We start from the raw sequence: 25,155 nt of genomic DNA, 5'->3' as shown, positions 1-25,155 counted from the left end.
AGTGGGTTATTTTTAGTCGGTTAAATAGCGTTTGAGAAAAGCATCAACGTGTTTTTGATATTCGGCTGGGTCAATCCAAAAACTTTCCGCGTGGGTCGCGTTTGGAACTTCCCACAGTTCTTTGGAACCGCCAGCGGCTTGATAGTTTTTCTTCAACATCCAACTCGGGACGTAAACGTCTTTATCCCCGTGAATGAAGAAGATTGGTCGCTTATTATGTCGTAGTTGTTCGACAGAACTAACGTCACTCAAAAAATAGCCCATCCGGTGTCGATTGATAAAGCTGACGATTGGCACGAACGGGTATTTAGGTAAGTGAAATTGGCGTTTGAGTAAATAAGCCAATTCTTCTTCGATACTGGTGTAGCCGCAATCGGCGATAATGGCCTTAACTTGGTTTGGCAGGTTTTCACCACTCATCATTTCAACGGTGGCACCACCCATGCTGACGCCGAATAGTACGATTTCAGCTTGTGACCCGGTTTGGTGGCAGACTTGATCGATCCAGCCTAAATAGTCCCGGCGATCTTGCCACCCAAAGCTAATGTATTGACCAGCACTGCCACCATGTCCTCGATCGTCAGGCAGCAGGACGTTGTAGCCCATATTATGGAACATATAAGCATAATTCGCCATCGTTTCACCATCACCTTTGTAGCCATGGGAAACGATGACTGTGCGGCGGCTGGTATTTTTTGCTGGCACATATTTGGCAACCAAACGGTTGGCTTCATCATCAAGATTAAGTTGCCAAGTTTGAGCGGGCTGGCGATGCAGCCAGTCCACGTATGACCAGTAAGCGTCGGCGTACTTTTGTTTGTCCGCGGAAGTTTCAGGGACGTAGTCGACCCGTTTGAAAGCAAAGTTATATAACTTTTCACTCGCGATTAAGGTTGCCGAAAATAAGGCAATCGGGGTCCCAAGAACGGCGACCCAACTCCGTTTTTTCATAAGATCAACTCCTTAAGTTTTTACAGGTTAATGATACGCCCTAGTGATTTGAGTTTGCAACCTTTCTGAAAATGCGACGTCGATGATTGAGAGTGTAATAAAAAAACCATCGCTTTACGCGACGGCAAAAGGAGTAGTTCGTTTCGTTAGGTTGGAGTGCCTAACGAGACTATTTTCATTAACTTTGGAGGAGTAAATGAAAAAGATATGGTGCTTGAGTGACAAGGTCAATCACCATATTATTAGTATACCCGTTTGATAGTTAAAAGGTAAGCGTCATGACTAGTAAGTTTACTTAATTGTAAGGTTTGCTAAAAACAGGTGGTAAATTGAACAGTTTAGGCCAAAAAGGCGCCAAAAAACCACCGTATCGGGGAATACGGTGGAAAAAGGAGTAGGGTAAACATGCGATGGGGAGTCGCATGTCACTATGAATTTCATTACTTTGGAGGAGTAAATGAAAAATTTTAGGTTGTGTTATAGCTCGTTGAGGTGTTCCTCAATTGCTATGATGCTATCATAACCAGACCGTGTGAAGAATATGTGAATGAATCAATTCAATGTGGTGAAGAATTCCCTAAGCATTTGTTAAGCCCCTAATCATTATCGCGATGACCGCCGAATAGCAGGACTAGTCGAAGCAGTTGTAGGAAAGTTGAGAGTGCACCTGCGACATAGGTTAACGCTGCGGCAATCAGCACTTTACGCACCATGGGAACTTCGTCATGAGTGAGTACTTGACCGTCAGATAGAATTTTTAAGGCGCGCCGCGAAGCGTTGAATTCGACTGGTAAAGTCACTAATTGAAAAAGTAAGGCCAGTGAAAAGAGCAAAATGCCTAGGTTGATCAAAGCTTGGTTGTAACTTAATAAGACGCCGACAATAATAATTGGTAGCGATAGGGTAGAACCTAGATTAGCCGCCGGGACTAAGGCAGTTCGTAAACGCATCGGCCAGTAATTGACATGGTCTTGGACAGCATGGCCGCATTCGTGAGCTGCTACCCCAATCGCTGCTACAGAAGTTGAATTGGCAGTCGACTCTGACAAACTCAATACTTTGGTCTGACCGTTGTAGTTATCGGTCAGATCACCACTAATGCCTTGCACACCGACATCGGTAATTCCTGATTGTGACAAAATGAAGCGCGCGGCAGCCGTGCCGGTAGTCGTGGATTGACTCCGGTACCGATCATAGTGGCGAAAAGTCCGGTTCACATAACTAGAAGCTGCCATAGAGAGGGCTAAACCAATGATGACCAGTAAATATGTGGGATCGAAAAATGAATAGAACAAAAAGAACGCCTCCTTAGAAGTTTGATTGTTAAGGGGTATTTTATCAGAGTGGTTGGGCTTTGTGAATAAGAATCGTATCGTCAACCAACTTGAATCAGTGGTCAAAAAAACCATCGTATCGGGGAAAGTACGGTGGTTGAAAGGAAGTAAATTAAGTTAGGTTGTGTTTAAGCTAATTTCATTTCTTGGAGTGGTAAATGAATTAAGTTAGTGATCACTCAGGAATGGGAAGTTCCTCAATGACTATGAACACAGTATAGCGAGGACTTTTGAAGAAAGTATGATGCTGAAAAGCTGAAATTGTGATCTTGGATTGAAATAAGTTAGACCTGGAGTTGATGGGTTATTACTATCGCAAAGTTAGGAGGTTCAGCTTGGGACACCTGGCTAATTCTAGACACGGTTCACGACAATTCATGATGCCAAATGTGGAACAAAAAACCACCGTATCGGGGAATACGGTGGAAAAAGGGAAGAAATTAGGTTGTCTACACACATTAATTCATTACTTTAGGGGGAGTAATTGAATTCTAAGTTAGGGAGGTCATCAAGAAACGGGGAATTCCTTAATGACTATGGATACAGTATAGCGGCGGGCCGTGAAGAAAGTATGATGTCATCGCGCTAAAGTCGTGATTTTGAGTTGAAAAAAATTAAGCCATTTTAGTAACGGCGTGTATTCGTTTTACAAAGTTTATAATCAAATTCATTAGATTGCTTCGTTATGAAAGCTCCTAAACGTTGTGATATCAGTCTTTTGACTGGTGTGCCATCCGAACCATGCTATAATTGCTGGCAAAACAACTTGAAAGTGTGATTCTAAATGACCATCAAAATCGTAACAGATTCATCGGTACAATTAACCGCTGCCGAGATTAAGCAATATGATATTCAGATTGTGCCCTTATTAGTCGGCTTTGGCGGCGAATTAGCCCCGGATACGACTATTTCACGCGCTGATTTTGATCGCCAAATGGCAGCCAGTGATCTTTTACCAACAACCAGCCAGCCACCGATTGGTGAATTTGTGACCTGCTATGATAACTTGACCGCTGATGGGAGCCAGGTCTTATCGTTACATATTACAGAAACCCTCAGTGGTACCGTTAATGCGGCGCGTCAGGCGGCCCAGTTAGCGAGTGGTCAAGTGACCGTTGTGGATTCTAAGTCTGCGGATCGGGGGATGGCCTTTCAAGTTCTGACGGCGGCACGGATGGCACACGGTGGTGCCGATATGGCAACTATTCTAGCTAAGATTGCGGTGATTCGACAACAGACCCATGTTTATTTGTTTGTCGATACGCTAGATAATTTGGTCAAAGGTGGTCGTGTCCCCAAGATTGCCGGTGTTGTGACTAATTTGATCAAATTGAAATTTGTTTTTGAATTAGTGGATGGCAAGTTGAAATTATATACACGTGGTCGTGGGAAGAAAGCACTGATTAAAGCGCAGACGCAAATTTTAAATGAGTTAGCCGATACGACTCGGGTTGAAGCGGCCGGCATCTCATATGTGGGCGATGATCAAGTCCCGGCGGCACCACGTAAATTGATGCAGGAAGTGGCGCCACAAGCGGATTTGTTGGTCGCACGCACTAGCCCAATTATTGCGACTCATACGGGAGTCGGTGCGTACGCTTTGATGCTTTATGTCGTGGATTAGCGACTTATTGAACAAAAAACTATTAATTTGTCCTTTAGTTTGCTATAATTAAAACATAATATTTTTAGAGCCGTGTTGGCGCACTGTTCTGAGCCTAACCACCATTTTAATGATGACTAGACCCGGATGGGTGCGCTATTTTTTTGACACTTTTTCCCACGTAGAAGAAAGGTGGAAAACTTTTTGACATATCTTCTCAATAATCCATTCTTTGGCATCGGGTTAACCGTGCTGGTGTATGGGATTGGCGAGTATTTGTATCATAAGACGAATCGTTTTGTATTATTCCAACCATTATTTTTTGGAATGTTGCTCGGGATTGGTTTGCTGGTATTGATTGCGTCGGCCCTGCGAGCACCATTGCACAAAGTTTACGAAGCCTATCAAATCGGTGGCGATTGGTTATTCTGGTTTGTTGCCCCCGCGACGGTTTCGTTTGCCGTCCCATTATATAAACGAAATGATATTTTTAAAAAGCATTGGGATGTTATCTTGATGGCCTTATTCTTGGGGTTACTACTGTCCTTATTTGGTATTTATGGGGTATCTCAGTTGATGGGCTTGACGGATGAAGCGCTAGGCGCCATGTTGGTTCAAGCGGCAACAACTGCCATTGCGTTACCGGTTGCTGAATCGGTCGGTGGTGATCAAGCGATTGCGGCCTTTGCCGTTATTTTAAATTCTGTCCTGATTTATGCCTTGGGTGATCATTTTATCCGCTGGTTCAAACTGCACAAAAATCCGTTGGGTGCAGGGTTAGGTTTTGGTATCGCTGGGAATGCTGTCGGGGCGACTAAAGCGATTGAAGTTAGTGAAGCTGCTGGCGCAACTGGCGCGATCGCCTTTGTTGTTGCAGGAATCTTGGTGAACTTCATGGTACCAAGCTTTGCTCACTTAGTTGGTTTAGGATAGGAGGCGTATATGAAAAAAGCAAAATTTATTAAGCAAATTATGATCTATGGTGTGATTTTATTGGTCAGTAGTTTGATTTCAGAATTAGTCAATCAGATTTGGCCGGGCTTCCCAATGCCGCCAGCCTTGATTGGGATGATCTTGCTCTATCTATTATTAACGTTGAAGATCGTGAAGTTAGAACAAGTCGAAGGCGTCAGTAACTTCTTCGTGCAGATCATCAGTTTGATTTTCATTCCGTCTGGAGTCGCACTAGTAACGAAACTTGATGTGTTAAAGGCTGAGGGCGTCCAGATTATTATCGTAATTATTGTCTCAACGTTAATGCTGTTGCTCTTTACTGCTGGGATAGCATGGGTTTTAGTACAAGTGAAGGAACGTTTGATGGCTCGCCGTCATCAAGTGGAAGTAGAAGAAGATTAAACATAAGGTTAGTTAGGTCCGGGTGGTGTTGAATTTACCGTATGGGTAGATTAAGCACCAGTCGGATTTAATACTTTTTATGGTGAAACAGTTGTTATTAGTGTTTTAAGGTACGGCATTAATTGTCCGTCTCCGTTGGCCAGCACGTTTGCTGTGGGGCAAACTCGTAGTCAAAGACCGGTCTGCAGGGCGCTTTCAAGCCGAAATCCACGTCTTAAAAGTTGACCAGACACTAACCTGGGGTCAGTTCGCCCAGCTAAGTGTCTCGACACGGCAAACGTGCTGGGCAACTCCGACGTTAATAGCGAAGCCAGAACCTGACAAAAAACCAATTAGTATTAGAAGTGCTATTTAGTACAGGACAGGCTGGATGATGCTCAGTGGTGAAGTTTTCCTTTGCTGGTGAATTTCCAGCTTAGGAAAAGCCCGGCTTGTGAGACTGCCTTTTGGCTCACAAACGTAGCCACCACGTTCCAGCATCAATCCAGACCAACCGGAACGGCAAGCTGCACAAAAAAAGCCACCACATCAAGGATGCAGTGGTCAAGGAGTAGGAAACATCAAAGTGGGGGCTTTGATGAACCCCATTCATAAGACTTGGGGGAGTCTATGAATGAATGTGATTGTTAATCGGTATTATGGCAGCAACACCGACCACAATCTAAAAACTAAAGAATATTAATGATTGATAGTTGGTTACACACTTTCTATCAATCTGCGACTATTATAATTGCAAACGCTACCGGCTGCAACTAATTGCGCTGGGAGATTAATCTAATTTGATTCGCGGCTGAAAATCTTCAGCGAATAATCCCATACTATAGAGGTCGTAACGTTCCCCGTCACGCTTGACGGCAAGCTTGTTTGTGCCTTCAAATTCGAAGCCGCTATTTTGGTAAACGGCGATCGCGGAATGGTTAGTTGCGATGACGTCCAAACAAACTTTGTATAAGTTTAATTCATTGAATCCATAATTCAGTATTAAATTTAGTGCTTCGGTCCCGTAACCTTGTCCACGGTCACTGGGGTCGCCGATGGCAATGGCAAGTTGGGCAATCTGGTTTGACCATTCGATGTTATAAAGGGTAATGAACCCTAATAAGCGGTCATCTTCTTGACTACGAACATGAAAATAGAATTCGGTGTTTCGATCAATGTTACGATAAGTTTGTTCTAATTCTTCGCCAGAAAGTGGACGGGCAGGGGCGGTGTCAAGATTGCGTAAAAACTCGCCTGCGGTATACCAATCACTGATTTCATCAAAATCTTCGGGTTGTGGAACGGCTAAAGTCACGCGTGGCCCAGCTAAAATATTTTTCAAAGTAAATTCCTCACTTATTAAACAGATACTCTTATCATAGCTCACTCAACAAAAAAGCACTACTAACGGAATGTTTACATTTATTTTACAGATTAGCTTGTCGAAACTTTACGTCCAATTAGTATGCTTGAGTTAACCATTTGGTGAATATTAGAGTAGAGAAGTGATAGGATGCAACGGTTGCATATAATTCAGATTTCGGATACGCATTTAACGCCCCACGGTCAAATGCCAGCCCATCATCAAAATATTGATCCCTGGATGAAACTGACGGCCATCATTCAGGATATTCGGACTTTACCATATCAGCCAGATTTGATCGTGTTTACAGGTGATTTAATTCATAGTGGGTCTGCGGATGATTACCAACGACTACACGGGGTTGTGCATATGATGAAGGATGAGTTCAATTGCCATGTCCGAGTAATTCTCGGCAATCATGATACACGCCAAGCCTTTTATGAAGGTTATTTACCAGCTGATCCTGGACCATATTATGCCAATCGGATGCGTATTGGTAATAATGATTTTTATTTTTTAGATTCAAAAATTGATGGCTATGAAGCCGGCTGGTTGCCAACTGCGCAATTACAATGGCTTGGCAAGCATTTACGTCAGGCACCTACTAAACGGGCCTTTCTTTTCCTACATCATCCGTTAGATGGTGCGCCTATGGAAAATATGCACTATGCAATTTTACAAAACACTCCGGAATTGTTGTCAGCGCTCCGTGGTCACAATATTGGTGGCGTCTTTTCTGGACACGTTCATTTCCCAACCAGTTATTTGAATGGGGATAGTATTTTGAATGTCGTTGCCGGCTCTGCTTCATTTGATATTGATTGTACGGACCCACAATTACATGAGATTCGAGAAAGTAGTAGTTATCAGATTATTACGGTTGATCGTGGTCAAGTCGGAGTAACGACGCGTCAGTTACTACAGAACGCGCCCGTTTTAGACACATTACAAATTCCCTCAACCCGTTTTTTAACCAAACGACCGGCAAATTTGTAGCACTGTTAGCGTTTACATTAACAATCACGTATAATGAAGATAAATGTAAAAGGGGGCTTTTGAAATGTTCAAACATTGTCACTTGCACCATCAGCAGCGTCCCAAATTATCACGCCGAGTTCGTCAACAAATCGCACCAGTCGCAGCTTTTGAGTTCGTTGCGTCTAGTATTGCGATTACAGATATTATTCGCGCCAAATCAGTTCGTCGTGGCCACAAGATTGGTTGGCTTTTACTAGCCTTTGTGCAACCGATTGGACCTTGGTTATACTTCATGTTTGGTCAAACACGAGATTAATCGTTTAAATAATGGGAGCTGCCAGAGCTGGTGGCTCTTTTATTAGGCCTAAAAATGCTTCATCGTTGTCTAAACATTTTGTGATTGAATAAATTCTATATTGTGATATATTGAGCCTGTGGGTGATCACACGTTTTGTAGCAACTTTTAACCTTTAACAAGATTGGTCAGAATATTGTTTTGAAGCAACGGGTGGGGTGTTAATGATGTCAAAAGAAATACCTAAAGCAGTCAAGGTTTGGATGGGTGCTAATCTAATGCAGATCGAGTTTGATAATGGTCAAACAAGATTTATGAGAACACACTATATTGATAATTATGTTTCTGCTTGGTCACCTAAAAAGGGCAAAGGGAAAAGACTTAATTTGTTTATTCCACCAACATGGGAATGGCAGGGTAACCATGCGCACATTGAAAAGGACGGGACAGTCGTCCTTTTTGAAAAAGATCGTTATACACCCAAAGAGCTTTGGGAGAATAGCAAAGATCAAATTAATTTAGTATCTGGCATAAAGTGAATTGAAACCAAAAAGCTCATCCAAATTTTCATTTTAAAGAAAATTCGAATGAGCTTTTTTAGCGGCCAATACAAAAATGTTTTAGTAGAAGACTGACATTAAATGAGCCACTTAACGCCTAACCCGTACTATGGTCGGCTTTTATCTTATTCAGTATGACTCAAATTTAATCGTTGTAACTCGCTTTTATGGTGTATTCCAAGTTTGGCCTGGCATTCAGGACAGAGACCATAAACTTCCATATTGTGACCAGTGACTAAGTAACCAGAAAGTCTGGCAGCGGTCGTATCGATCCCACTTAAATCTGGTTCGAAAACGTCAGTAATTTTACCGCAATTTTCGCAAACAACATGGTAGTGAGGCCGGCCAAAGAAATCATAATGAGTTCCGGCATCCCCATTTTGTAATTCGATCACAATACCCAGATCAACGAACAGCTTTAAGGTGTTATAAACCGTCGCCAAGCTTAAATTGGGCAGTTGAGATTCCAAGGCTTGATAGATAGTCTCGACTGAAGGATGGTTATGGTGAGTAACGAGGTAAGTCAGAATGATCTGACGCTGCGGGGTTACCCGAATTTTGTGATCCTTTAATTGTTGCAAGGCTTGCGTTAACATATCTTCTGCCACGACGCGGTTCCTCCTTTGCTAAGATTCAACCCTATTAAACCACACTTATTAGAAGGATTCCAATTTAGAAACGTTATTAGTAAAAACTTTTTGATAATCTTAACTATCAACAGTCAAAATAAAACCAGTTCCGTTTTTTCAGGAACTGGTCTTTAGTGTTTATCTGGTGTGGGTTGTTTGAGTGCTTCGTCCAAAACGGCTGTTTGAGACCAGACGAGCAGTTGTGCTTGTACATTTTCAAGAATCTTCATACCCAGCTGATAGTCGCGTTCAGAGCCAATGCTATTGAAACTCAACGTGCAAGTTCCGGCAAAAGTACTGGCGGCAATTTCCATAGTGGGTGTCGTTCGAAAAGCCCCAGAAAAGACACAATTGACAACGGTTAGGCCATGAAATTGCAACCGTTGCTGATCGACAACTCCAAAGTTTGTGTAAGTCAGGGGTTGTTGCGCGAGCCAACGCTTGGTCAATTTACGCATTAAACTGACCGGCATCGTATGATTCATTTTTTGTAGGTTAGTGAGCCGGTACAAAAAGGCTGCATGGGTGCGCTCGGTGGCAAGCAAATCATGGACGTGTTGAACGAGCGCTGAAAACGGTGCATCGACATCAACTTTAACGTTGAGATAAACCGCCCCTGTTAAATTCGCGATCCGAATCGTATTGGTTTCTTCTTCAGCAAAGTGGCGGAAATTAATTGGGCATGGCAACGTGATCGTTGTGTGCCCTGTCAACACTTGCAAGGCTTTGGCGTAAGCTGCTAAGATTGCTTCAGTAATGCCGACATCTTGAGCTTTAGCCACCCGTCGGACGCGCATGAATTGTTTACTAGTCAGCATAATGTGGCCAACATGGCGCAAATTCATGCCTTGATAGTGGGGTAATTTAACGGCATTCAAAGGTAATTCAGAGTGGTGATTGGGCCGCTGAAATTGGCGTTGTAGTTGCGACATGATTGGACGCAAGCGCCGTTCATTCGTCAATTCTGATAGATCATCGTGATTATAAGCCTGTGATAACAAGTATAAGTATTCTTTGAAGCCAACACTATCAGTGAGTAGGTGGCTCATGAATGCCTGCAAAACATCGTATTGATCATGATGAATGACAAATAGACGCAGTTGCGGGCCAGTTTTAAAATTAAAGTCAAAATTTTCAGGACTATACGGACTTTGAGCTTCAATCACAATATCATTCGCTTGCTGATTGATGACTTCAAAGCGATTATGATCTGCTTGATAGTGCGCAAAAATTTCGGGGACAATTTGCGCAGTTGATAGCACCGCAGCTTTGAGGCGTTCCACATCGATCTTACTAGAAAAAACCAGCCGTGATCGCATTAAAGGCGCGGTGGTATCTGTTAGCAACATATTTACAAAATCTAGTACTTCACCACGATAATACACAGATAAAACCCCCGATCAAATTCTCTAATAAACAGTATAACAGACTAGGTATGTGTGGGATGCGTGGAAGGGTTTGTTTTGAAAAAAGTTAATAAACTGACTGCTTGGATGTCGTGTAATGGCTGTTGGTTACTTTTTGCGTGTTTCGTCCAATTTATGTCTTGCAACCCAGATAGTTGTTGATTTCCGCCTTACCGGTTGGCAGTTTTTAGGGCTGGAACGTGATGGGCACGTTTCCGAGCCACAAAGCGGTCTCGAAAGCCGGCCTTTATCTAAGCCACCAGCAACCCACTGCTGACTAAGATAAATTTCATCACTGAGCCCTAAAAGCTGCCAACCTCACGGCTAACTAAAAGGTAAATTTGATTTTCCTGTTAGTTAAGTAGCTGAAAAGTAAATCCAGATAGAACTACCACCAATTTTGATTAGTCATTGTCCCTTTAATCCACTAAAATAATGAACCAATTGTCCGTCTTTCTTGGTCAACTCGTTCATCGTGAGGCAGTACTTGCGACTAGAAGCATTGGTAATCTTAATGTTCCTCAGATCCAATTGATATTGAGATCACTAATTAGCGCAGGGCGGGCTGGATGATGCTCAGTGGTGAAATTTCTCTTTGCTGGTGATTTTCCAGCTTAGAGAAAGCCCGGCTTGTGAGACCGCCCTTTGGCTCACAAACGTGGCCACCACGTTCCAGCATCAGTCCAGACCAACCGAAGCGGAAATTTTGCACCCATTAATCCTCAGTTAGTGTCTAGTAGTGAATCCTAACTAACTTGCTCAATAAGTTACAAAAATTCTGAAAATACTTGAAAACGGTTCCGCCCGTAGCGTTAAAAAGGGGTATACTTAAGTTAAATACAGCTTAAAGGAGTGTCCAGAACATGAAAATTGTTGCGCTTGTTGGTAGCATTCGCCATGCCTCGTACAACCGAAAATTAGCCGAATATGTAAAAAAGCGTTATGCTGAACAAATGGATGTGACCATCCCGGCTTTGCAAGACCTACCGTTCTATGACCAAGATATTGAATTAGAAGCACCCGATAATGTTAAGGCTTTCAAACAAGCGGTGCTCGACGCAGATGGCGTCATTTTTGTGACACCGGAATACAACCATAGTATTTCTGGTGTGCTAGAAAATGCCATTGATTGGTTATCGCGGGTTGAACATCCATTAAAGGGTAAACCAGTCATGATTCTTGGTGCGACGATGGGTCCACTTGGCACCGTGCGTGCACAAGGCCATTTACGTCAGATTCTAGATTCACCCGGAGTAGCGGCTTTGACGATGCCCGGTGATGAATTTTTGATGGGAACGGTTCAAAATAAATTCGATAATGTTGGTCAGTTAACGGACCAAGCAAGTATCGATTGGCTAGATCACTGTGTTCAGGACTACCTTAAGTTTGTACAGCAATTGAACACAGTCAAAGAATAGGTATTAAAAAATAAGTGTTGAGGGGTAATTTCAGATGAACAGAGAACGTAAGTTGATCTATGTGATTTTAAATGATGAAGATGTTGAATATGATTTGGAAGAATTGCCAGATCAATATGTGGTTTATATTCGCCAACAAAAAGGTGATCCACGGGATTTGCCAGTCGTAAATACTGAAATCCAAAACTTGTTCAAAGACGCTGACTTGGACTTTGCTGAAAAAGTCAAACCAGCTAATCACAAGGCCGATATCGTGTTAACAGTTAAGCGGACTAGTGTTTCTGACGACTAGTTTGACCAGTTTAGAACCGTTAACTGTCATTCAACCGTTATTTCAATTATCATGAATAGTAAGTTAAACGCTGGCGTGTCTACCGGCGTTTTTTTAGTTGGAGGAAAATAATGACAATCGATGAACTCTATCACTTAATGCTGACGACGATGGGCCCACAACATTGGCTGGAACCTGGGATTGCCCCAGCTGAAACGCCATGGGAAATATTATGGGGTGGTGTGCTGGTCCAAAATACGAATTGGCGGAATGTGGATTATGCCCTAGAAAATTTAAAACGAGTCACTCAATTTGAACCCCGGCGTGTTTTGGGGCTGACCGCAGTTGAACTAACTGACTTGGTTAAGCCGGCGGGATTCTACACGCGTAAAGTCCCAACTTTGCAAGCATTGGCGGCTTGGAGTGGCCAATATGACTTCGATTTGACCAAAATCCGTGCCCAACCCGCTGGTCAAATTCGGCGTGAGTTAAAAGCACTCAAGGGAATTGGTGATGAAACGGCGGATTATTTTACGATGTATGTGTTTGATCAACCGACGATTATTGTGGATACTTATTTGCGGCGGTTGTTTATGTGGTTAGGCGTAACGCTCCCCAGTCCATATGTAAAAGCCCAAGCACTGATTGCTGCTAACTGGCAGTATGATTTTGCGGCGGCTCGGGAATTTCATGCGCTTATCGTTGAGTTTGGGAAGCAAGTTAAGACGCCAAAAGCCTTTCAACAGTCCTTCCTAGCTGACCAGCAATTGCACTTGCATTAGAAAGTAAGTTAACTAATAAAGCCGTTTGTTCAGTCAACATATAGACGAACAAATTACTCTGTTATATTTGACCACCTAGTGAGAGGCGATTATGATGATTACAAGTAAATGAAAGCGGTTTCTTTGTTTAATTTACTTAAATCGAGTTAGGTTTGGAGGGGGTATGACGTGCACTTCTCACGGCAGGTGATTTATCAAATCTATCCCAAGTCGTTTTATGACAGCAACGGCGATGGTATCGGTGATTTACGGGGAATCATTGACAAGGTGCCTTATCTGGCACGCTTGAATATTGATATGATTTGGTTTAATCCATTTTTCGTTTCGCCACAACGAGATAATGGCTATGATATTGAAGACTATTATCAAATTGATCCCTTGTTTGGGACAATGGCGGACTTCGATGAATTGGTACAGGCGTTAAAAAAGGTTGGCATTGGCGTCATGTTGGACATGGTGTTCAATCATACGTCGATTCAGCATGAATGGTTTCAAAAGGCACTGGCCGGTGACCCTGAGTTTCAGCAATATTATTACATTCGACCTGCGAAGGCCGATGGGACGCCACCCACAAATTGGCAGTCGAAGTTTGGTGGTTCTGCCTGGGCACCGTTCGGTAATACCGGTCAGTATTACTTACATTTGTATGATCAGTCACAGGCGGACTTGAATTGGCATCATCCCGCGGTTCGCCGTGCGTGTGCGGATATTATCAATTATTGGCAACGCAAAGGGGTTCATGGGTTCCGATTCGATGTGATTAATGTCATTGGGAAGGATCTCAAGTTAGTTGACGCGCCACCAAAGACGAGTGCCAAGATGCTCTACACCGATCGACCAATTGTTCATGATTATTTGCAGGAATTGAATCATGCCAGTTTTGGACAGCATCAAGAAGATATCACGGTGGGTGAGCTGTCCTCGGCGACACTTGAAAATAGTGTCGCATACACCCGCCCTGATCGGCATGAATTGTCGATGGTGTTTAACTTTCATCATCTCAAAGTAGATTATGATCATGGGAATAAATGGACAGACCGGCAGTTTGACTTCATGGCCTTGAAGCAAATTATCAATGAGTGGTCGGAAGGCATGGCGGCTGCCAATGGTTGGCAAGCGTTGTTCTGGAATAATCATGATCAACCGCGGGCTGTGAATCGGTTTGGTGATGTGGTCCATTATCGTGAAAAGTCGGCCGAAATGTTGGCGACCGTGATGCATTTACTACGTGGCACCCCATTCATTTACATGGGTGAGGAGCTGGGGATGACCGATCCACAATATCATCATATTGAAGATTATGTCGATATTGAGAGTCAGAATGCTTATCGGCAGTTGCGAGCGCAAGGTCATGGGGATCGTGCCGCGTTTCACTTAGTTCATGTGAAGTCTCGTGATAATGCGCGGACGCCAATGCAATGGACCGCGGCACCCAAGACGGCCGGTTTTACGACTGGGACACCTTGGTTGCGGCCAACTAATCAGGCGACGATCAATGTCGAAGATGAATTGGCACACGGTGAGATTTTCAATTATTATCAACGGTTAATTCAGTTAAGGAAGCAAGTTGCGGTGGTTTCAGAGGGGAATTATCAACCATTATTTTTGGATCATCCGCAAGTGTTGGCCTATCTGCGAACGACTGCTCAGCAGCAGATGGCCGTTTTGAATAACTTTTTTGGTCGAAAAACCACGGTTGAGTTACCACCAGAGTTTGTCGATGCCCACGTCCTAATTTCGAATTATGGGGCGACAGTGGGTGGCAACGCCGTTATTTTACAACCATATGAGTCAATTGCCTTATTACGCGATATAAACAAAGGGGGAGTTTCGCGATGAAACAAGTGCAATTATTAGCTCCAATTAAAGGGCAACTAATACCCTTAAGTGATGTGCAAGATCCAGTCTTTTCACAAGGTATGATGGGTGATGGGTTTGGTGTTGAACCAACCAACGGCCAGGTCGTGGCACCCGTTAGTGGGCGTGTGACGATGGTGGCAGCCACGTTACATGCGATCGGTTTTGTTACGGCGTCCGGTTTGGAAGTATTAGTTCATTTAGGGATTGATACTGTCGAGCTAAAAGATAAGCCACCTTTCAAACTTAATATTAACGTTGGTGACGACGTTAAAGCGGGTGACAATATTGGGACGATGGATCTCGCGGCGGTCAAAGCGGCTGGTAAACAGACGACTGTGATCCTCGCCGTGACCAATACCGCCGATAAAGTGGCCCAATTAACACCACGTCTTGGCAACGTGACAGCCGGGGCTGTTGGGGCTCAAGTTGATTTAAAGACTGCAACTAAAGCTGCTGCTGCACCAGTCGCAGCTAAAGGTAATGGCGGTAAGTATGATGACTTGGCGAGCCAAATCATCATGAACATCGGTGGTGTTGAGAACGTTAAGAGCGTCATTCATTGTATTACCCGTGTTCGGTTTTATTTAAAGGATGAAAGCCGGGCTAACGATGACGTCATTCGTGACTTAAAGGGCGTCATTGATGTGGCGAAAGCTGGCGGTCAATATCAAGTTGTTATCGGCCCAGCGGTGACGGATGTCTACGATGCCATTGTGGCCCAACTCGGACCCGGTTTCGGTGATGACGATGCTTCCGCGTTAGCGAGTGAAAAAGAAGCGAATAAGGCCGCTTGGAAAAAGATGACGGTCTGGCAAAAAGTTAAACATAGTTTAAGTGCATTAATCGGAGTCATTACCGGTTCCATGATTCCAGTCATTGGGTTATTGGCTGCATCCGGGATCTTAAAAGGGGTCTTAGCGTTACTGACCTCCTTCAAGCTCGTTTCGGCAACGACCACCACATATGTCATTATCAATGCCATGGGTGATTCCGTCTTCTACTTCTTACCAATCTTTGTTGGGTTCACAGCCGCGAAAAAGCTTGGCTCTGATCCAGTGATTATGGGGATTATCGGTGGGGTACTCACCTATCCAACGATTGTCGCCATTGCCAGCACGGGTAAAGTGACGAGTCATTTATTAGGAATGGGAATCAACGCGACATTCTTCGGACTTCCCGTTCACGTGGCGTCATACAGTTACTCGATCTTCCCAATGATTGCAGGCGCTTGGCTCGCTAGCAAGCTTGAACCATGGCTCAAACGAGTGATTCCAACTGTTTTGCGGATGATCTTTGTGCCATTACTCGAAGTCATCATTATCTCCGGTGCGATTATCTTATTCCTTGGCCCAATCATCACGGCACTTTCAGGGGCGTTGGCCGCTGGGATCGTCAAAATCTACGAACTCAGTCCAGCGATTTCTGGGTTGATCATTGGTGGCTTCTATCAGGTCTTGGTTATCTTCGGGCTCCATTGGGCGATTATTCCAATTGTTGCCAACGATATTGCCACGACCGGTCACAGTTACTTAAATGCGATTGTTTCCGCAACGATGGTTGCTCAAGGTGGGGCCGTCTTAGCCATCGCCTTGAAGTCTAAAGTTGCTAACATTAAAGAATTAGCTTGGCCCGCAACGATTTCAGCCTTCTCCGGCGTAACGGAACCTGCCATGTACGGGATTAACTTGAAGTACGGCCGGGCCTTCGTCACTGCCAGCATTGGTGGGGCCGTCGGTGGTTTCTTAACTGGTTTGATGCATGTTAACATGTGGGGCTTCGCGGGTTCCTTGATTGGCTTCACTTCTTTCGTTAACCCGAAAGGCTTGGACTTCAGTTTCTGGGGCTTCTGGATTGCGTCAATCGCTGACATCATTGTCGCCTTCACGTTGACTTACATGTTTGGTTTCTCGGATGCGGATGTTAAGAATGTTAAAACTGCGCCTAAGAAGAAACATTTAGGTGAAGAAGCCGCACCAGTTGAATAGTTAGTTTAAATCAGATAACACCCTTAAATAATCGGTGACTGCTTGATAATTTAGCGAGCAGTCACTGATTTTTTGTCGTGCAAAAGTGACGTTGATGGTCAATACAGTGTGACTATCACTGGGGCGATCTTAATTGAGCCTGTCGATTGGTGATTAGTTGACAGGGCGAATTAAATTTGTTTTAATGTAACTAATAAAGTTACAAGAAAGTGGGAATTTAATCATGAAAATTACGATTACCGGAGCTACAGGTCATTTGGGAACCCAAATTGTAAAGGCGCTCAGCCAACTAGTCCCAACGACTCAATTGAATTTAGGCGTGCACACGGTCAGCAAAGCCACAGCGTTTGCCGCACAAGGCATGTCAGTCATGGCGATGGATTATCATGATGTTGCTAGTTTAAAGCCAGTTTTAGCGGACAGTGATGTTTTTATTTATGTGCCAAGTAAGAGTCATGACAGTTATTCACGGGTCAGTGAGTTTGAAAATGTCATTCAAGCGGCGGAAACTAGTCGCGTCAAGCATATTTTGGTCATGGGTTTTATTGCAGACCAAGTGAATAATCCGTTTGCTTTGTCCGCATTTTATGGCTATGTTCCTCGACGTTTAGCCGCATCTAGCCTACATTACACCATCATTCGCAATGCTCTGTACGCTGACCCATTGGTGCCTTATTTACCTGAATTGATTGAACGCCAAAATGTCATTTATCCGATGGCTGATCAGGCGCTGAGTTTTATTAGTCAGGCAGATAGTGCCGCAGCCTTTGCCAAAGTTGCAACAACCCCGGCTTTGTTAACGGACGGCCGCATCTATACTTTGACACAATCACAAGCTTATACGATGCCGGCTTTGGCACAAGTGTTGAGTGACGTTACGAATCAACCGATTGGCTACCAACCAGTCACGCTGAGTGAATTTGAAACAATGTATAATCAGGGCAATGAGGGCCATATGTTAGGGTCGATGTATGCTGGTGGTGCCAAGGGTTTGTTGAGCGAGGTTAGTGCCGATTACGAGATTATTATGGGACAACCAGCACAATCATTGCATGACTTTTTGCAAATGACTTATCGTTTAGAACCTAAAAACCACTAAAATTTACGGCTTATCCACTGGCGTCGCGCCATTCCATGCTATAATTTAAATTGACGAAAGCATTTGGAAAGGGGGACGCTAGCATGGCTGAACAACCGAGTCCGGATTTCCGTGACTTGTTTCATCGGGGACAACTGACGATTGGTATCAGTGAGTTAAGCAGAATGACTGGTGTCTCGCCACGCCAGCTACGTTATTGGCAAAAAAAAGGATACATTATTCCTAAAAATGAAGACGAACCGGGGCGTGCGCGTATTTATACCATGAAAATGGTGATTAAAGCAGCCGCCATGAGCAATTTGTTGCAGACCGGTTATACTTTGAAAGCAGCTGCCGCACAAGTAGATGAACGGATGCGGCCGGCTCAAACGATGTATCGTGTTTTATTTGGTCGGTATCAAGGCTTTGAAGTGGCGGATGATGGCCAGCTATTGGTTGATCTGGGGACTTTTGATCCAGATCCAACGCAAGAACTTTTTGCCAAGTTAGTGAATGATCAACCGAAGTTTATTTTGAAGGCTAAAAATCAGTGATGATTGAGATTAACGAGTTTGGGATAAAATTCCAAACTCGTTTTTGTCATTTCTGAGAGCTATAGGTGAAATGTGACAAAAGGCTAACGTCATCAGGTTTATTCGATAACAACCTTGGTGCCATAGTGAATATGTTGATAAAGCCATTTTGAATCTGCGAGACTTAAATGAACACAACCGTGTGAGGAAGGCTTTTTGCCTAGATCAGCGGCATCGGACTTGATGAAGTGGCCTTGCGCGTTGACCGGAGTGGAATGAAATAAATATTCGCCATGATTCAGCCATGAGACCCAATAGTAGGCCCCTTCGTTGACTGCTGCACTATAGAAATACTTCCCTCGTTCGGCTTGAACGTGATAAGTTCCTCGTGGTGTATGATGATTAGCGGTTGGTAGGCCGGTTGAAACATACATCGTGTAAAGTACATGTTGATGATTGATCAAATAAAGGTGTTGTTTTTTTAATGAAACTCGAATCCACAAATTTGGATCGTGAGTCACATTTGGGTAAGCTACTTTTTCTGATGATTTACGCCAGTTGATGGGTGTGCGCATGATTGTCGATTTTGCTGGACTTTTAGCCGCCGTAGTCCGATTCTTAACAATGTTGTGTCCGGTAAATAGGCCTACAATCAGCACAATACCAATTAATAAAAATAATTTTTTCCGCCGTGCCATTTTTTAGCCTCCATACAATAACTAATTATATCTTTTGCCGAACAACTACCGTTATAAGCTTTAAAATGTCTAAATACAATGGGCCTCCCTGAGAATGAACTAGGCTGAGTACGTAATTTTTTGGAATGATATCTTAAAGTGGTGATAAGTTGTCTTAAACGTTCGAGCGCTGTCTTAATCTAGGCCAAAGTGGTCTTAATACAATGTCAAATACGTTTAATCATCCTAAAAGGTTCTAAACGAATGGTTATTTAATACTTAAAAATAATCATTAAATGCTTACAAATGCTTAAAACGTGCTATGATGATTTTAACAAGATGAATTGGAGGCTAAGTGGATGGTGCAACAGTTACGACAACAAAAATTATTGCAAGCATTAGACCGAGCGCGCCAGATGAGTGTCGCGGATGTGATGCAGCAGTTAAATGTTTCGCGTGATACGGCGCGGCGTGATATTGTCGCAATCACGGAAAAAGGGTTAGCACAGCGGATTCATGGTGGTGTTCAGGTGCTTAATTTTGGGTCGAAGATTCCGAGCTTTCAAGATCGGTTGCAACAATTTACGGCGACTAAAATTGGGTTAGCCAAGACAGTTTTACCATTGATTACGGCTGGTCAATATGTGTTTATTGATGTGTCGACCACGTTGCTTAAATTAACTCAACTTTTAACGCAGCAGGTTACGGTGTACACGCATTCACTGGACAACGCGATTAGTTTGGCAACGAATCCAGCTATAACGCTCCATGTACTGGGGGGCGAGCTTAATCAGATGAACCGATTTATGGCTGGCCCCGAAACGTTAGCCGCCTTACGACATGTTCAATTTGATCAAGTGATTGTTGGCGCGGTAACGGTCACCGCCACGGGAATTTATTTTAGCGATGAGGCCGATGCGGCGGTGAAACGCCAAGCGTTGGCACAAACAGCACAAGGCGTTTTAGTCTGTGAACATCGCAAGTTTGGCCAAGTAGCCCGGTTTCAAGGTGGGACATTGGCACAATTGCAAGTGGTTGTAACGGATGAGCCACTACGCCCAACCGAACGGGCTTGGTTTAAACCAACGACAACTTTTATGACTTTAACGGGGGGACTTCAAGATGACTAAACCAAAATTAATTTTGAGCGATATCGATGGGACTTTATTGACGGATGAGGCCAAAATTTTGCCGGCGACCGTGATGAGTGTAAAGCGGGCCGTGAACGCTGGCGCTACCATGGTATTGGCTTCAGCTCGTTCACCAAAAGGTATGTTTGGCTTGGCACAACAACTGGGTCTCAATTCAACCATGATTGCTTACAATGGTGCGTTGACTGCAAAAATGACCGCGACCAAGTTAACCGTGTTAGAAGAACGTCCGATTGAACCTCAATTAGCGGCTAAGGTACAACGATTAGTAGCCCAAAATTGGCCAGAAGCCTCAATTAACATTTATACGGGCAATCAGTGGTTGGTCTCAGAAATGGGGTCATGGGAAACACAGGAAGCAACTGGGATTGGCTATCAACCGGAAGTTGTTAACCAAGCGGCTTGGCTACAACGACCAACCGCAGTGAGTCATAAAGTGATGATCATGGCAGCTCCGGCGGTAATTCAAGCCATTGAACAGGCCTTACAAGCACCCGTCTTCGCTGGTATTTCAGCGTATCGCTCAAAACCAACTTATTTGGAAATTGTGGCGGCTGGGGTGTCAAAAGCAGCGGCATTGCAGACTTTAATTGCAGATGAAAAGTTATCCCCAGCTCAAGCCATTGCGTTTGGGGATAACTTTAATGATTTAGCGTTGTTGAAGCTCGTTGGGGTTGGGGTCGCGATGGGCAATGCCCCCGCAGCGGTAAAGACTGCCGCAACTGTCGTGACGACCGATAATAATCATAATGGGATACAACAAGTTTTAGATCAGTATTTTGCCTAAAAGTGAAGATAAAAAAATCCAGCCAACGCTGGATTTTTTTGGCTCTTATTTCGTAAATTCCGTCAGAATTCGTTGTGACGCTTGTGCATTGAACTGATTAGTTTGCAGACGATTAAAAATATCTTTCATAATGACGATCAACTGATCATTCGTCAAACCCTGAGCACTGAGCGTGTTGAGAACGACTTGCAATAAGTCCAACGGCAAAATGGGACGTTTGTCAGGATGATTGGCGAAGAATTCTTGCACGGCGTGATCATGCAATTGCCAATAGATGGGATTCTTAACGTCATCAAAAATGGCTTTTAACTGTTCTAACGCCGGTGACATGGGAATGTTCTTGGCAATCAATGTCGTGAGCATGCCATCGCGTTCTGGAATTCGGACATCGGCAATATAATCTTTCAACAATAAGAAATGGGTCTTGAACGGTGGCCGTAAGCTAAAGGTCATCGTCAAAGCGATTTGGCTATCCGTATCTGCCATAAGCAATAACTCCCTTACTGATTAATGCCGCTTGGTGAAACGAACGACCGCTTCACAACGGGCAGTTTGTGGAAACATATCAATCGATTGAATGTAATCAACCTGATAACCGCGCGTCAATTGACGTAGATCTTGCGCTAAGGTTGAAGGATTACATGAGATATAAACCAGTTTTTCAGGCGCACTTTGTAAAATAGCGTCGATCAAGACATCATCTAAGCCAGTGCGAGGCGGATCGACCACAATAGCATCTGGGGCAAAACCGCTAGCTAACCATTGTGGTAACAACGTTTCTGCTTCGCCAACTTCATACTTGGCGTTCGTGATGCCGTTGCGCTTGGCATTTTCATTGGCATCGGCGACGGCAGCTGGGATGGTATCCATCCCACGAACTTCTTGCGCGACATCCGCTAAAGATAAGCCAATAGTACCGACACCGGAATAAGCATCCACTAAAGTTTCATGTGGGGCCAGATTTAAGGCAGTCCGTGCGAGTTGATAAAGCTTCTTCGTTTGTTCTGGATTTAATTGGAAGAAGGCTCGAGCAGACAAGTCAAAGGCTAAGCCGTCGAGTTCTTCAGTAATCGTTGGTTTCCCCGCAAGCAACGTGGTTTGGTCGCCCCAAATCAAAGAAGTTTTACCGATATTGACATTTTGCATCACGGAAACGACCATTGGCAACTTGTCAGCAATCTTCATTAATAGTTGGTGCTTTTTGGGAAACTTAGGCGTATTCGTCACGAAAACTAATTGAACTTCACCGGTTGCGGCAGCTGCACGGACGACAACAGTTTTAACAATACCAGAGTTGTGCTCTTCGTCATAGATTGGCACCGCGAGTTCTTCTAGCCACTTTACCACGGCCCGCATAACGGTCATGGTCACTGGCATTTGGACGGAACAAGTGGGGAGGTCGACTAAGTCGTGACTGTTTTCTTTGTAGAGCCCAGCTGCCACGTGACCATCAATCAGCCGAACTTGAAATTGCGCCTTATTACGGTATTCATAAGGATTAGCCATCCCAATGGTTGGGCGAATATCATATTGACGAAACCCAGCTGGCTGATACTTTTCCAAGGCTTGACGAATCAAGTCTTGTTTAAACGTCAATTGTGCTGGATAGTCTAAATGTTCTAGTTCGAAGCCACCGACTTCATCGGCATAGGCGTCGCGTGGGTCGACACGATCAGGACTAAATTTCCGAATTTTCCGAATTTTAGCTTCTAAGTAACGTGGGTGGACCGTGGTCACTTCCGCAACAATGACTTCACCAGGTAATGCACCTTTGACAAAAGTAATGACGTGTTTATAGTAGCCGATGCCTTCGCCATTGATCCCTAGACGCTTGATAGTTAATGGGAAGCGTTGACCAAGGGTGATATCGCTTTGGACTTTTTCGGTTGGTTGGCGGCGTTGAGTCGGTCGCGCTGGCCGCCGATTTGGATAATGATTCGATTGTGTCATATTAGCTTTAACTAACCTCGTTTTCTGTTGACTGCGTTCAAATCATTATAGCATGTCGATCTAGGGTGCGGGTGAAACCGGCACGTAAACTGTGAGATTACCACGTTTAATCATCGTAATTTTAAGTGGGAAATCCAGCGCCTTTTTTACCAAGTAACTAAAGGTTGAAAGACTCAAAAGCATCAAAAGCATCACAAATGTTGAACCCATAAGCCTAAAATAGACTCACCTAAATTTAGCGCTTCGTCAGTCAAAATCGATGTGCTGTGGAGGACGGCGCCAGCCAAGGTACGGTCTGACGCCTCAATTCCAAGCTGACAAAACACGTCTTTGAATTGTCCCGCGAGATTAGTCAGCCAAGAACGCCGATTAATCTCGCCGACACTGCACACCGATTTTGACTGACTCCGCTAAGCGTAAATAACTACTGACTTAGCTGGAGGTTGTTGCTGATAGCATCGGACGTGCAGGTAGTGTTTGACCGGCGTTCTTTTGCCGGCCTTACACCACGGACGGTCCGGGAGATTTGCGGATTTGGCAAAGTTTCCGGGCGAGATTCAAGACGTTTCTATGGCTTGAACCGGTCCCTCGTCCGCATGTTATCGGCAACAACCGGAAGTGGCAGTAGTCGACTAGTTTTCATTACCGGATTGTTGATGTAGTAGTGCAGACCGGCAATTTTTAACTTTCAACCTTTAGACCAAGTAACAAAAATTCTAAGCTGAATCCGAACATGCTAAACTGAAAGTAAATTGAGCTTACTTGGAGGAATGAGCATGGCAACTTTGATGAGTTTGCAAGCGGTCAATTATCAGGTTGGGGATAAGTTGATCCTGAAAGATATTAATTTGACCGTGCCAGCGGGGGCCCACTATACGATCACGGGTCCTTCAGGTAGTGGTAAAAGTACCTTGTTACGATTGATGGCCGCGATGATTTCGAAGACGAGTGGTGAGTTGATTTTTGAAGGTCGTCCGATTGAGCGTTACGATCCGATCATGTATCGACGGCAAGTCTCGTATTGCTTTCAACAACCGACGCTATTCGGGGCTACCGTAGCTGATAATTTAGCTTTTCCTTATCAGATCCGCAAGCTACCAATGGATAAAGCCCACGTTATAGCGGCACTAGCTTACGTCGGATTGCCTAGTACGATGTTGTCGCAAAAGATTGAAGCTTTATCTGGCGGTGAACGACAACGAGTCGCGTTAATTCGAAACATTCTTTTTTTGCCACGGATTTTATTGTTGGATGAGGTCACTGCCGGGTTAGATTCTGATAATAAGGCCATTATTCATCAATGGTTACGACATTTGAATCAGGAACGGCAAGTCACCACACTCATGATTACGCATGATACCACGGAAATTAATACCGCGGATCAGTTGTTACGCGTGGTCGATGGGCGTCTGGAGGTGGGCGCATGAATTTAGTTGTTAACAACACGTCGTTGTTCTTAGCAGCGATGTTAGTGCTGGTTGCGTTGGCAATTAGTTTATGGCAAAAATTAGGCTTGGATCGCGATATTATTATTGGTGTTGTCCGGGCAGTGATTCAGTTATTCTTGGTGGGTTATTTATTGAAATATATCTTCCGAGTGAATAACTTTTGGTTAACGACCGCCATGATTTTGTTCATTATTTTTAACGCTGCATGGAATGCACAAAAACGTGGTGCCGGGATTGCGCATGCCTTGCCAATCTCATTTTTGGCGATTTTTATCAGCACAAGCGTTACCTTGGGGGTGCTCGTGTTGGCTGGTGCCATCAAATTTATTCCGGCACAGATGATTCCAATTTCAGGAATGATTGCGTCTAATTCAATGGTCGCAATTGGCCTGGCTTATCGTAGTTTGAATAGCCAGTTTCACGATCAACGACAAGGGGTCTTAGAACGGTTAGCGCTAGGTGCAGGCTTAATGGATGCTTCGATTGCAATTGTACGTGAAGCCATCCGCACGGGAATGTCACCGACTATTGATTCCGCCAAAACGGTGGGGTTGGTTAGTCTACCGGGAATGATGTCTGGACTGATCTTTGCGGGGGTCGATCCGGTACGCGCGATTAAATACCAGATTATGGTCACGTTTATGCTGTTATCGGCCACGAGCTTGGGGTCGATTATTGCTTGTTACTTGGCCTATCGAAATTTTTATAGCGAACAGAAACAATTGAAATAATTATGGTGAAAAAATGGTTGATTTTGGTTA

25 protein-coding genes are annotated in these 25,155 nt (G+C 44.1%); 17 read left to right on the top strand and 8 right to left on the bottom strand.

The genetic code is table 11. From position 1 onward, the window contains the following. Positions 1-12: 12 nt before the first annotated feature. Together RA086_RS12680 and RA086_RS12675 are read right to left on the bottom strand one after the other, a co-directional pair. The gene (locus tag RA086_RS12680; protein WP_308704143.1) at positions 13-951 is read right to left on the bottom strand and encodes an alpha/beta hydrolase; all 939 of its coding nucleotides are present in this window, start codon (positions 949-951) and stop codon (positions 13-15) included. A gap of 596 nt (positions 952-1,547) precedes the next feature. Beyond that, entirely contained in the window at positions 1,548-2,246 is a 699-nt protein-coding gene (locus RA086_RS12675; protein WP_308704142.1) for a zinc metallopeptidase, read from the bottom strand. Between the two features lie 823 nt (positions 2,247-3,069). Between RA086_RS12675 and RA086_RS12670 the strand changes: the two genes are divergently transcribed. The 3 genes from RA086_RS12670 to RA086_RS12660 all read left to right on the top strand — a co-directional run bounded on the left by RA086_RS12670 (position 3,070) and on the right by RA086_RS12660 (position 5,244). Next, on the top strand, positions 3,070-3,909 hold the full coding sequence (locus tag RA086_RS12670) for a DegV family protein (RefSeq protein ID WP_308704141.1): 840 nt from the start codon (positions 3,070-3,072) through the stop codon (positions 3,907-3,909). A 183-nt stretch (positions 3,910-4,092) separates the two neighbouring features. After that, positions 4,093-4,821 carry an LrgB family protein gene (locus RA086_RS12665; protein ID WP_308704140.1) on the top strand — a complete coding sequence of 243 codons (729 nt, stop codon included), beginning with the start codon at positions 4,093-4,095 and terminating at the stop codon, positions 4,819-4,821. A gap of 9 nt (positions 4,822-4,830) precedes the next feature. Further along, positions 4,831-5,244 (top strand): CidA/LrgA family protein, encoded by a 414-nt coding sequence (locus RA086_RS12660; protein WP_308704139.1) that lies wholly within the window; start codon positions 4,831-4,833, stop codon positions 5,242-5,244. Positions 5,245-6,013: 769 nt separating this feature from the next. Here the strand turns inward: RA086_RS12660 and RA086_RS12655 are convergent. After that, positions 6,014-6,565, bottom strand: a complete 552-nt coding sequence (locus RA086_RS12655; protein WP_308704138.1) for a GNAT family N-acetyltransferase — start codon at positions 6,563-6,565, stop codon at positions 6,014-6,016. Positions 6,566-6,736: 171 nt separating this feature from the next. On the opposite strand from RA086_RS12655, the gene RA086_RS12650 reads away from it, so the two are divergent. From RA086_RS12650 to RA086_RS12640, 3 genes are all read left to right on the top strand, one after another. Continuing rightward, positions 6,737-7,582: a metallophosphoesterase family protein gene (locus RA086_RS12650; protein WP_308704137.1), complete on the top strand. Its 846-nt coding sequence runs from the start codon at positions 6,737-6,739 to the stop codon at positions 7,580-7,582. A 64-nt stretch (positions 7,583-7,646) separates the two neighbouring features. Beyond that, entirely contained in the window at positions 7,647-7,880 is a 234-nt protein-coding gene (locus RA086_RS12645) for a PLD nuclease N-terminal domain-containing protein (RefSeq protein ID WP_308704136.1), read from the top strand. Positions 7,881-8,086: 206 nt separating this feature from the next. Then, positions 8,087-8,398: a hypothetical protein gene (locus RA086_RS12640; protein WP_308704481.1), complete on the top strand. Its 312-nt coding sequence runs from the start codon at positions 8,087-8,089 to the stop codon at positions 8,396-8,398. A 146-nt stretch (positions 8,399-8,544) separates the two neighbouring features. Here RA086_RS12640 and RA086_RS12635 read toward each other — a convergent pair whose 3' ends face one another. Next, positions 8,545-9,027, bottom strand: coding sequence for a Fur family transcriptional regulator (locus RA086_RS12635; RefSeq protein ID WP_308704135.1), 483 nt, complete (start codon positions 9,025-9,027; stop codon positions 8,545-8,547). 152 nt (positions 9,028-9,179) lie between these two features. Continuing rightward, positions 9,180-10,433 (bottom strand): hypothetical protein, encoded by a 1,254-nt coding sequence (locus RA086_RS12630; RefSeq protein WP_308704134.1) that lies wholly within the window; start codon positions 10,431-10,433, stop codon positions 9,180-9,182. A gap of 884 nt (positions 10,434-11,317) precedes the next feature. On the opposite strand from RA086_RS12630, the gene RA086_RS12625 reads away from it, so the two are divergent. The 7 genes from RA086_RS12625 (at position 11,318) to RA086_RS12595 (ending at position 18,402) form a co-directional block, all read left to right on the top strand. Next, on the top strand, positions 11,318-11,872 hold the full coding sequence (locus RA086_RS12625) for an NADPH-dependent FMN reductase (RefSeq protein ID WP_308704133.1): 555 nt from the start codon (positions 11,318-11,320) through the stop codon (positions 11,870-11,872). A gap of 34 nt (positions 11,873-11,906) precedes the next feature. Then, positions 11,907-12,164 (top strand): hypothetical protein, encoded by a 258-nt coding sequence (locus RA086_RS12620; protein ID WP_308704132.1) that lies wholly within the window; start codon positions 11,907-11,909, stop codon positions 12,162-12,164. Between the two features lie 110 nt (positions 12,165-12,274). Next, the gene (locus RA086_RS12615; RefSeq protein WP_308704131.1) at positions 12,275-12,925 is read left to right on the top strand and encodes an endonuclease III domain-containing protein; all 651 of its coding nucleotides are present in this window, start codon (positions 12,275-12,277) and stop codon (positions 12,923-12,925) included. A gap of 168 nt (positions 12,926-13,093) precedes the next feature. Continuing rightward, positions 13,094-14,764, top strand: coding sequence for an alpha,alpha-phosphotrehalase (gene treC / locus RA086_RS12610; RefSeq protein WP_308704130.1), 1,671 nt, complete (start codon positions 13,094-13,096; stop codon positions 14,762-14,764). Then, positions 14,761-16,770, top strand: a complete 2,010-nt coding sequence (locus RA086_RS12605) for a glucose PTS transporter subunit IIA (RefSeq protein ID WP_308704129.1) — start codon at positions 14,761-14,763, stop codon at positions 16,768-16,770. Before treC ends, RA086_RS12605 begins: the two co-directional genes overlap by 4 nt. Before the next feature lie 223 nt (positions 16,771-16,993). Next, positions 16,994-17,869, top strand: coding sequence for an SDR family oxidoreductase (locus RA086_RS12600; RefSeq protein ID WP_308704128.1), 876 nt, complete (start codon positions 16,994-16,996; stop codon positions 17,867-17,869). Positions 17,870-17,952: 83 nt separating this feature from the next. Next, a complete protein-coding gene (locus tag RA086_RS12595; protein ID WP_308704127.1) occupies positions 17,953-18,402 on the top strand; it encodes a MerR family transcriptional regulator in 450 nt (149 codons plus the stop codon). A 98-nt stretch (positions 18,403-18,500) separates the two neighbouring features. Here the strand turns inward: RA086_RS12595 and RA086_RS12590 are convergent, their stop codons facing one another. Further along, on the bottom strand, positions 18,501-19,079 hold the full coding sequence (locus RA086_RS12590) for a L,D-transpeptidase (protein ID WP_308704126.1): 579 nt from the start codon (positions 19,077-19,079) through the stop codon (positions 18,501-18,503). Between the two features lie 338 nt (positions 19,080-19,417). Between RA086_RS12590 and RA086_RS12585 the strand changes: the two genes are divergently transcribed. After that, entirely contained in the window at positions 19,418-20,188 is a 771-nt protein-coding gene (locus RA086_RS12585) for a DeoR/GlpR family DNA-binding transcription regulator (RefSeq protein ID WP_308704125.1), read from the top strand. Beyond that, a complete protein-coding gene (locus tag RA086_RS12580) occupies positions 20,181-20,996 on the top strand; it encodes a Cof-type HAD-IIB family hydrolase (RefSeq protein WP_308704124.1) in 816 nt (271 codons plus the stop codon). The genes RA086_RS12585 and RA086_RS12580 overlap by 8 nt, the downstream gene beginning before the upstream one ends. Before the next feature lie 45 nt (positions 20,997-21,041). Here the strand turns inward: RA086_RS12580 and RA086_RS12575 are convergent, their stop codons facing one another. Together RA086_RS12575 and rlmD are read right to left on the bottom strand one after the other, a co-directional pair. Beyond that, entirely contained in the window at positions 21,042-21,482 is a 441-nt protein-coding gene (locus RA086_RS12575; RefSeq protein ID WP_308704123.1) for a hypothetical protein, read from the bottom strand. A 21-nt stretch (positions 21,483-21,503) separates the two neighbouring features. Next, positions 21,504-22,946 (bottom strand): 23S rRNA (uracil(1939)-C(5))-methyltransferase RlmD, encoded by a 1,443-nt coding sequence (gene rlmD, locus RA086_RS12570; RefSeq protein WP_308704122.1) that lies wholly within the window; start codon positions 22,944-22,946, stop codon positions 21,504-21,506. Positions 22,947-23,722: 776 nt separating this feature from the next. On the opposite strand from rlmD, the gene RA086_RS12565 reads away from it, so the two are divergent. After that, on the top strand, positions 23,723-24,373 hold the full coding sequence (locus tag RA086_RS12565; protein WP_308704121.1) for an ABC transporter ATP-binding protein: 651 nt from the start codon (positions 23,723-23,725) through the stop codon (positions 24,371-24,373). Further along, a complete protein-coding gene (locus RA086_RS12560) occupies positions 24,370-25,125 on the top strand; it encodes an ABC transporter permease (protein ID WP_308704120.1) in 756 nt (251 codons plus the stop codon). Before RA086_RS12565 ends, RA086_RS12560 begins: the two co-directional genes overlap by 4 nt. The last annotated feature ends 30 nt before the right edge of the window (positions 25,126-25,155 follow it).

It is taken from the genome of Lactiplantibacillus brownii (assembly GCF_031085375.1).
Classification (GTDB): Bacteria; Bacillota; Bacilli; order Lactobacillales; family Lactobacillaceae; genus Lactiplantibacillus; species Lactiplantibacillus brownii.
The sequence above is the reverse complement of the archived record's forward strand: the minus strand, read 5'-3'. Positions and strand labels throughout refer to the sequence as shown.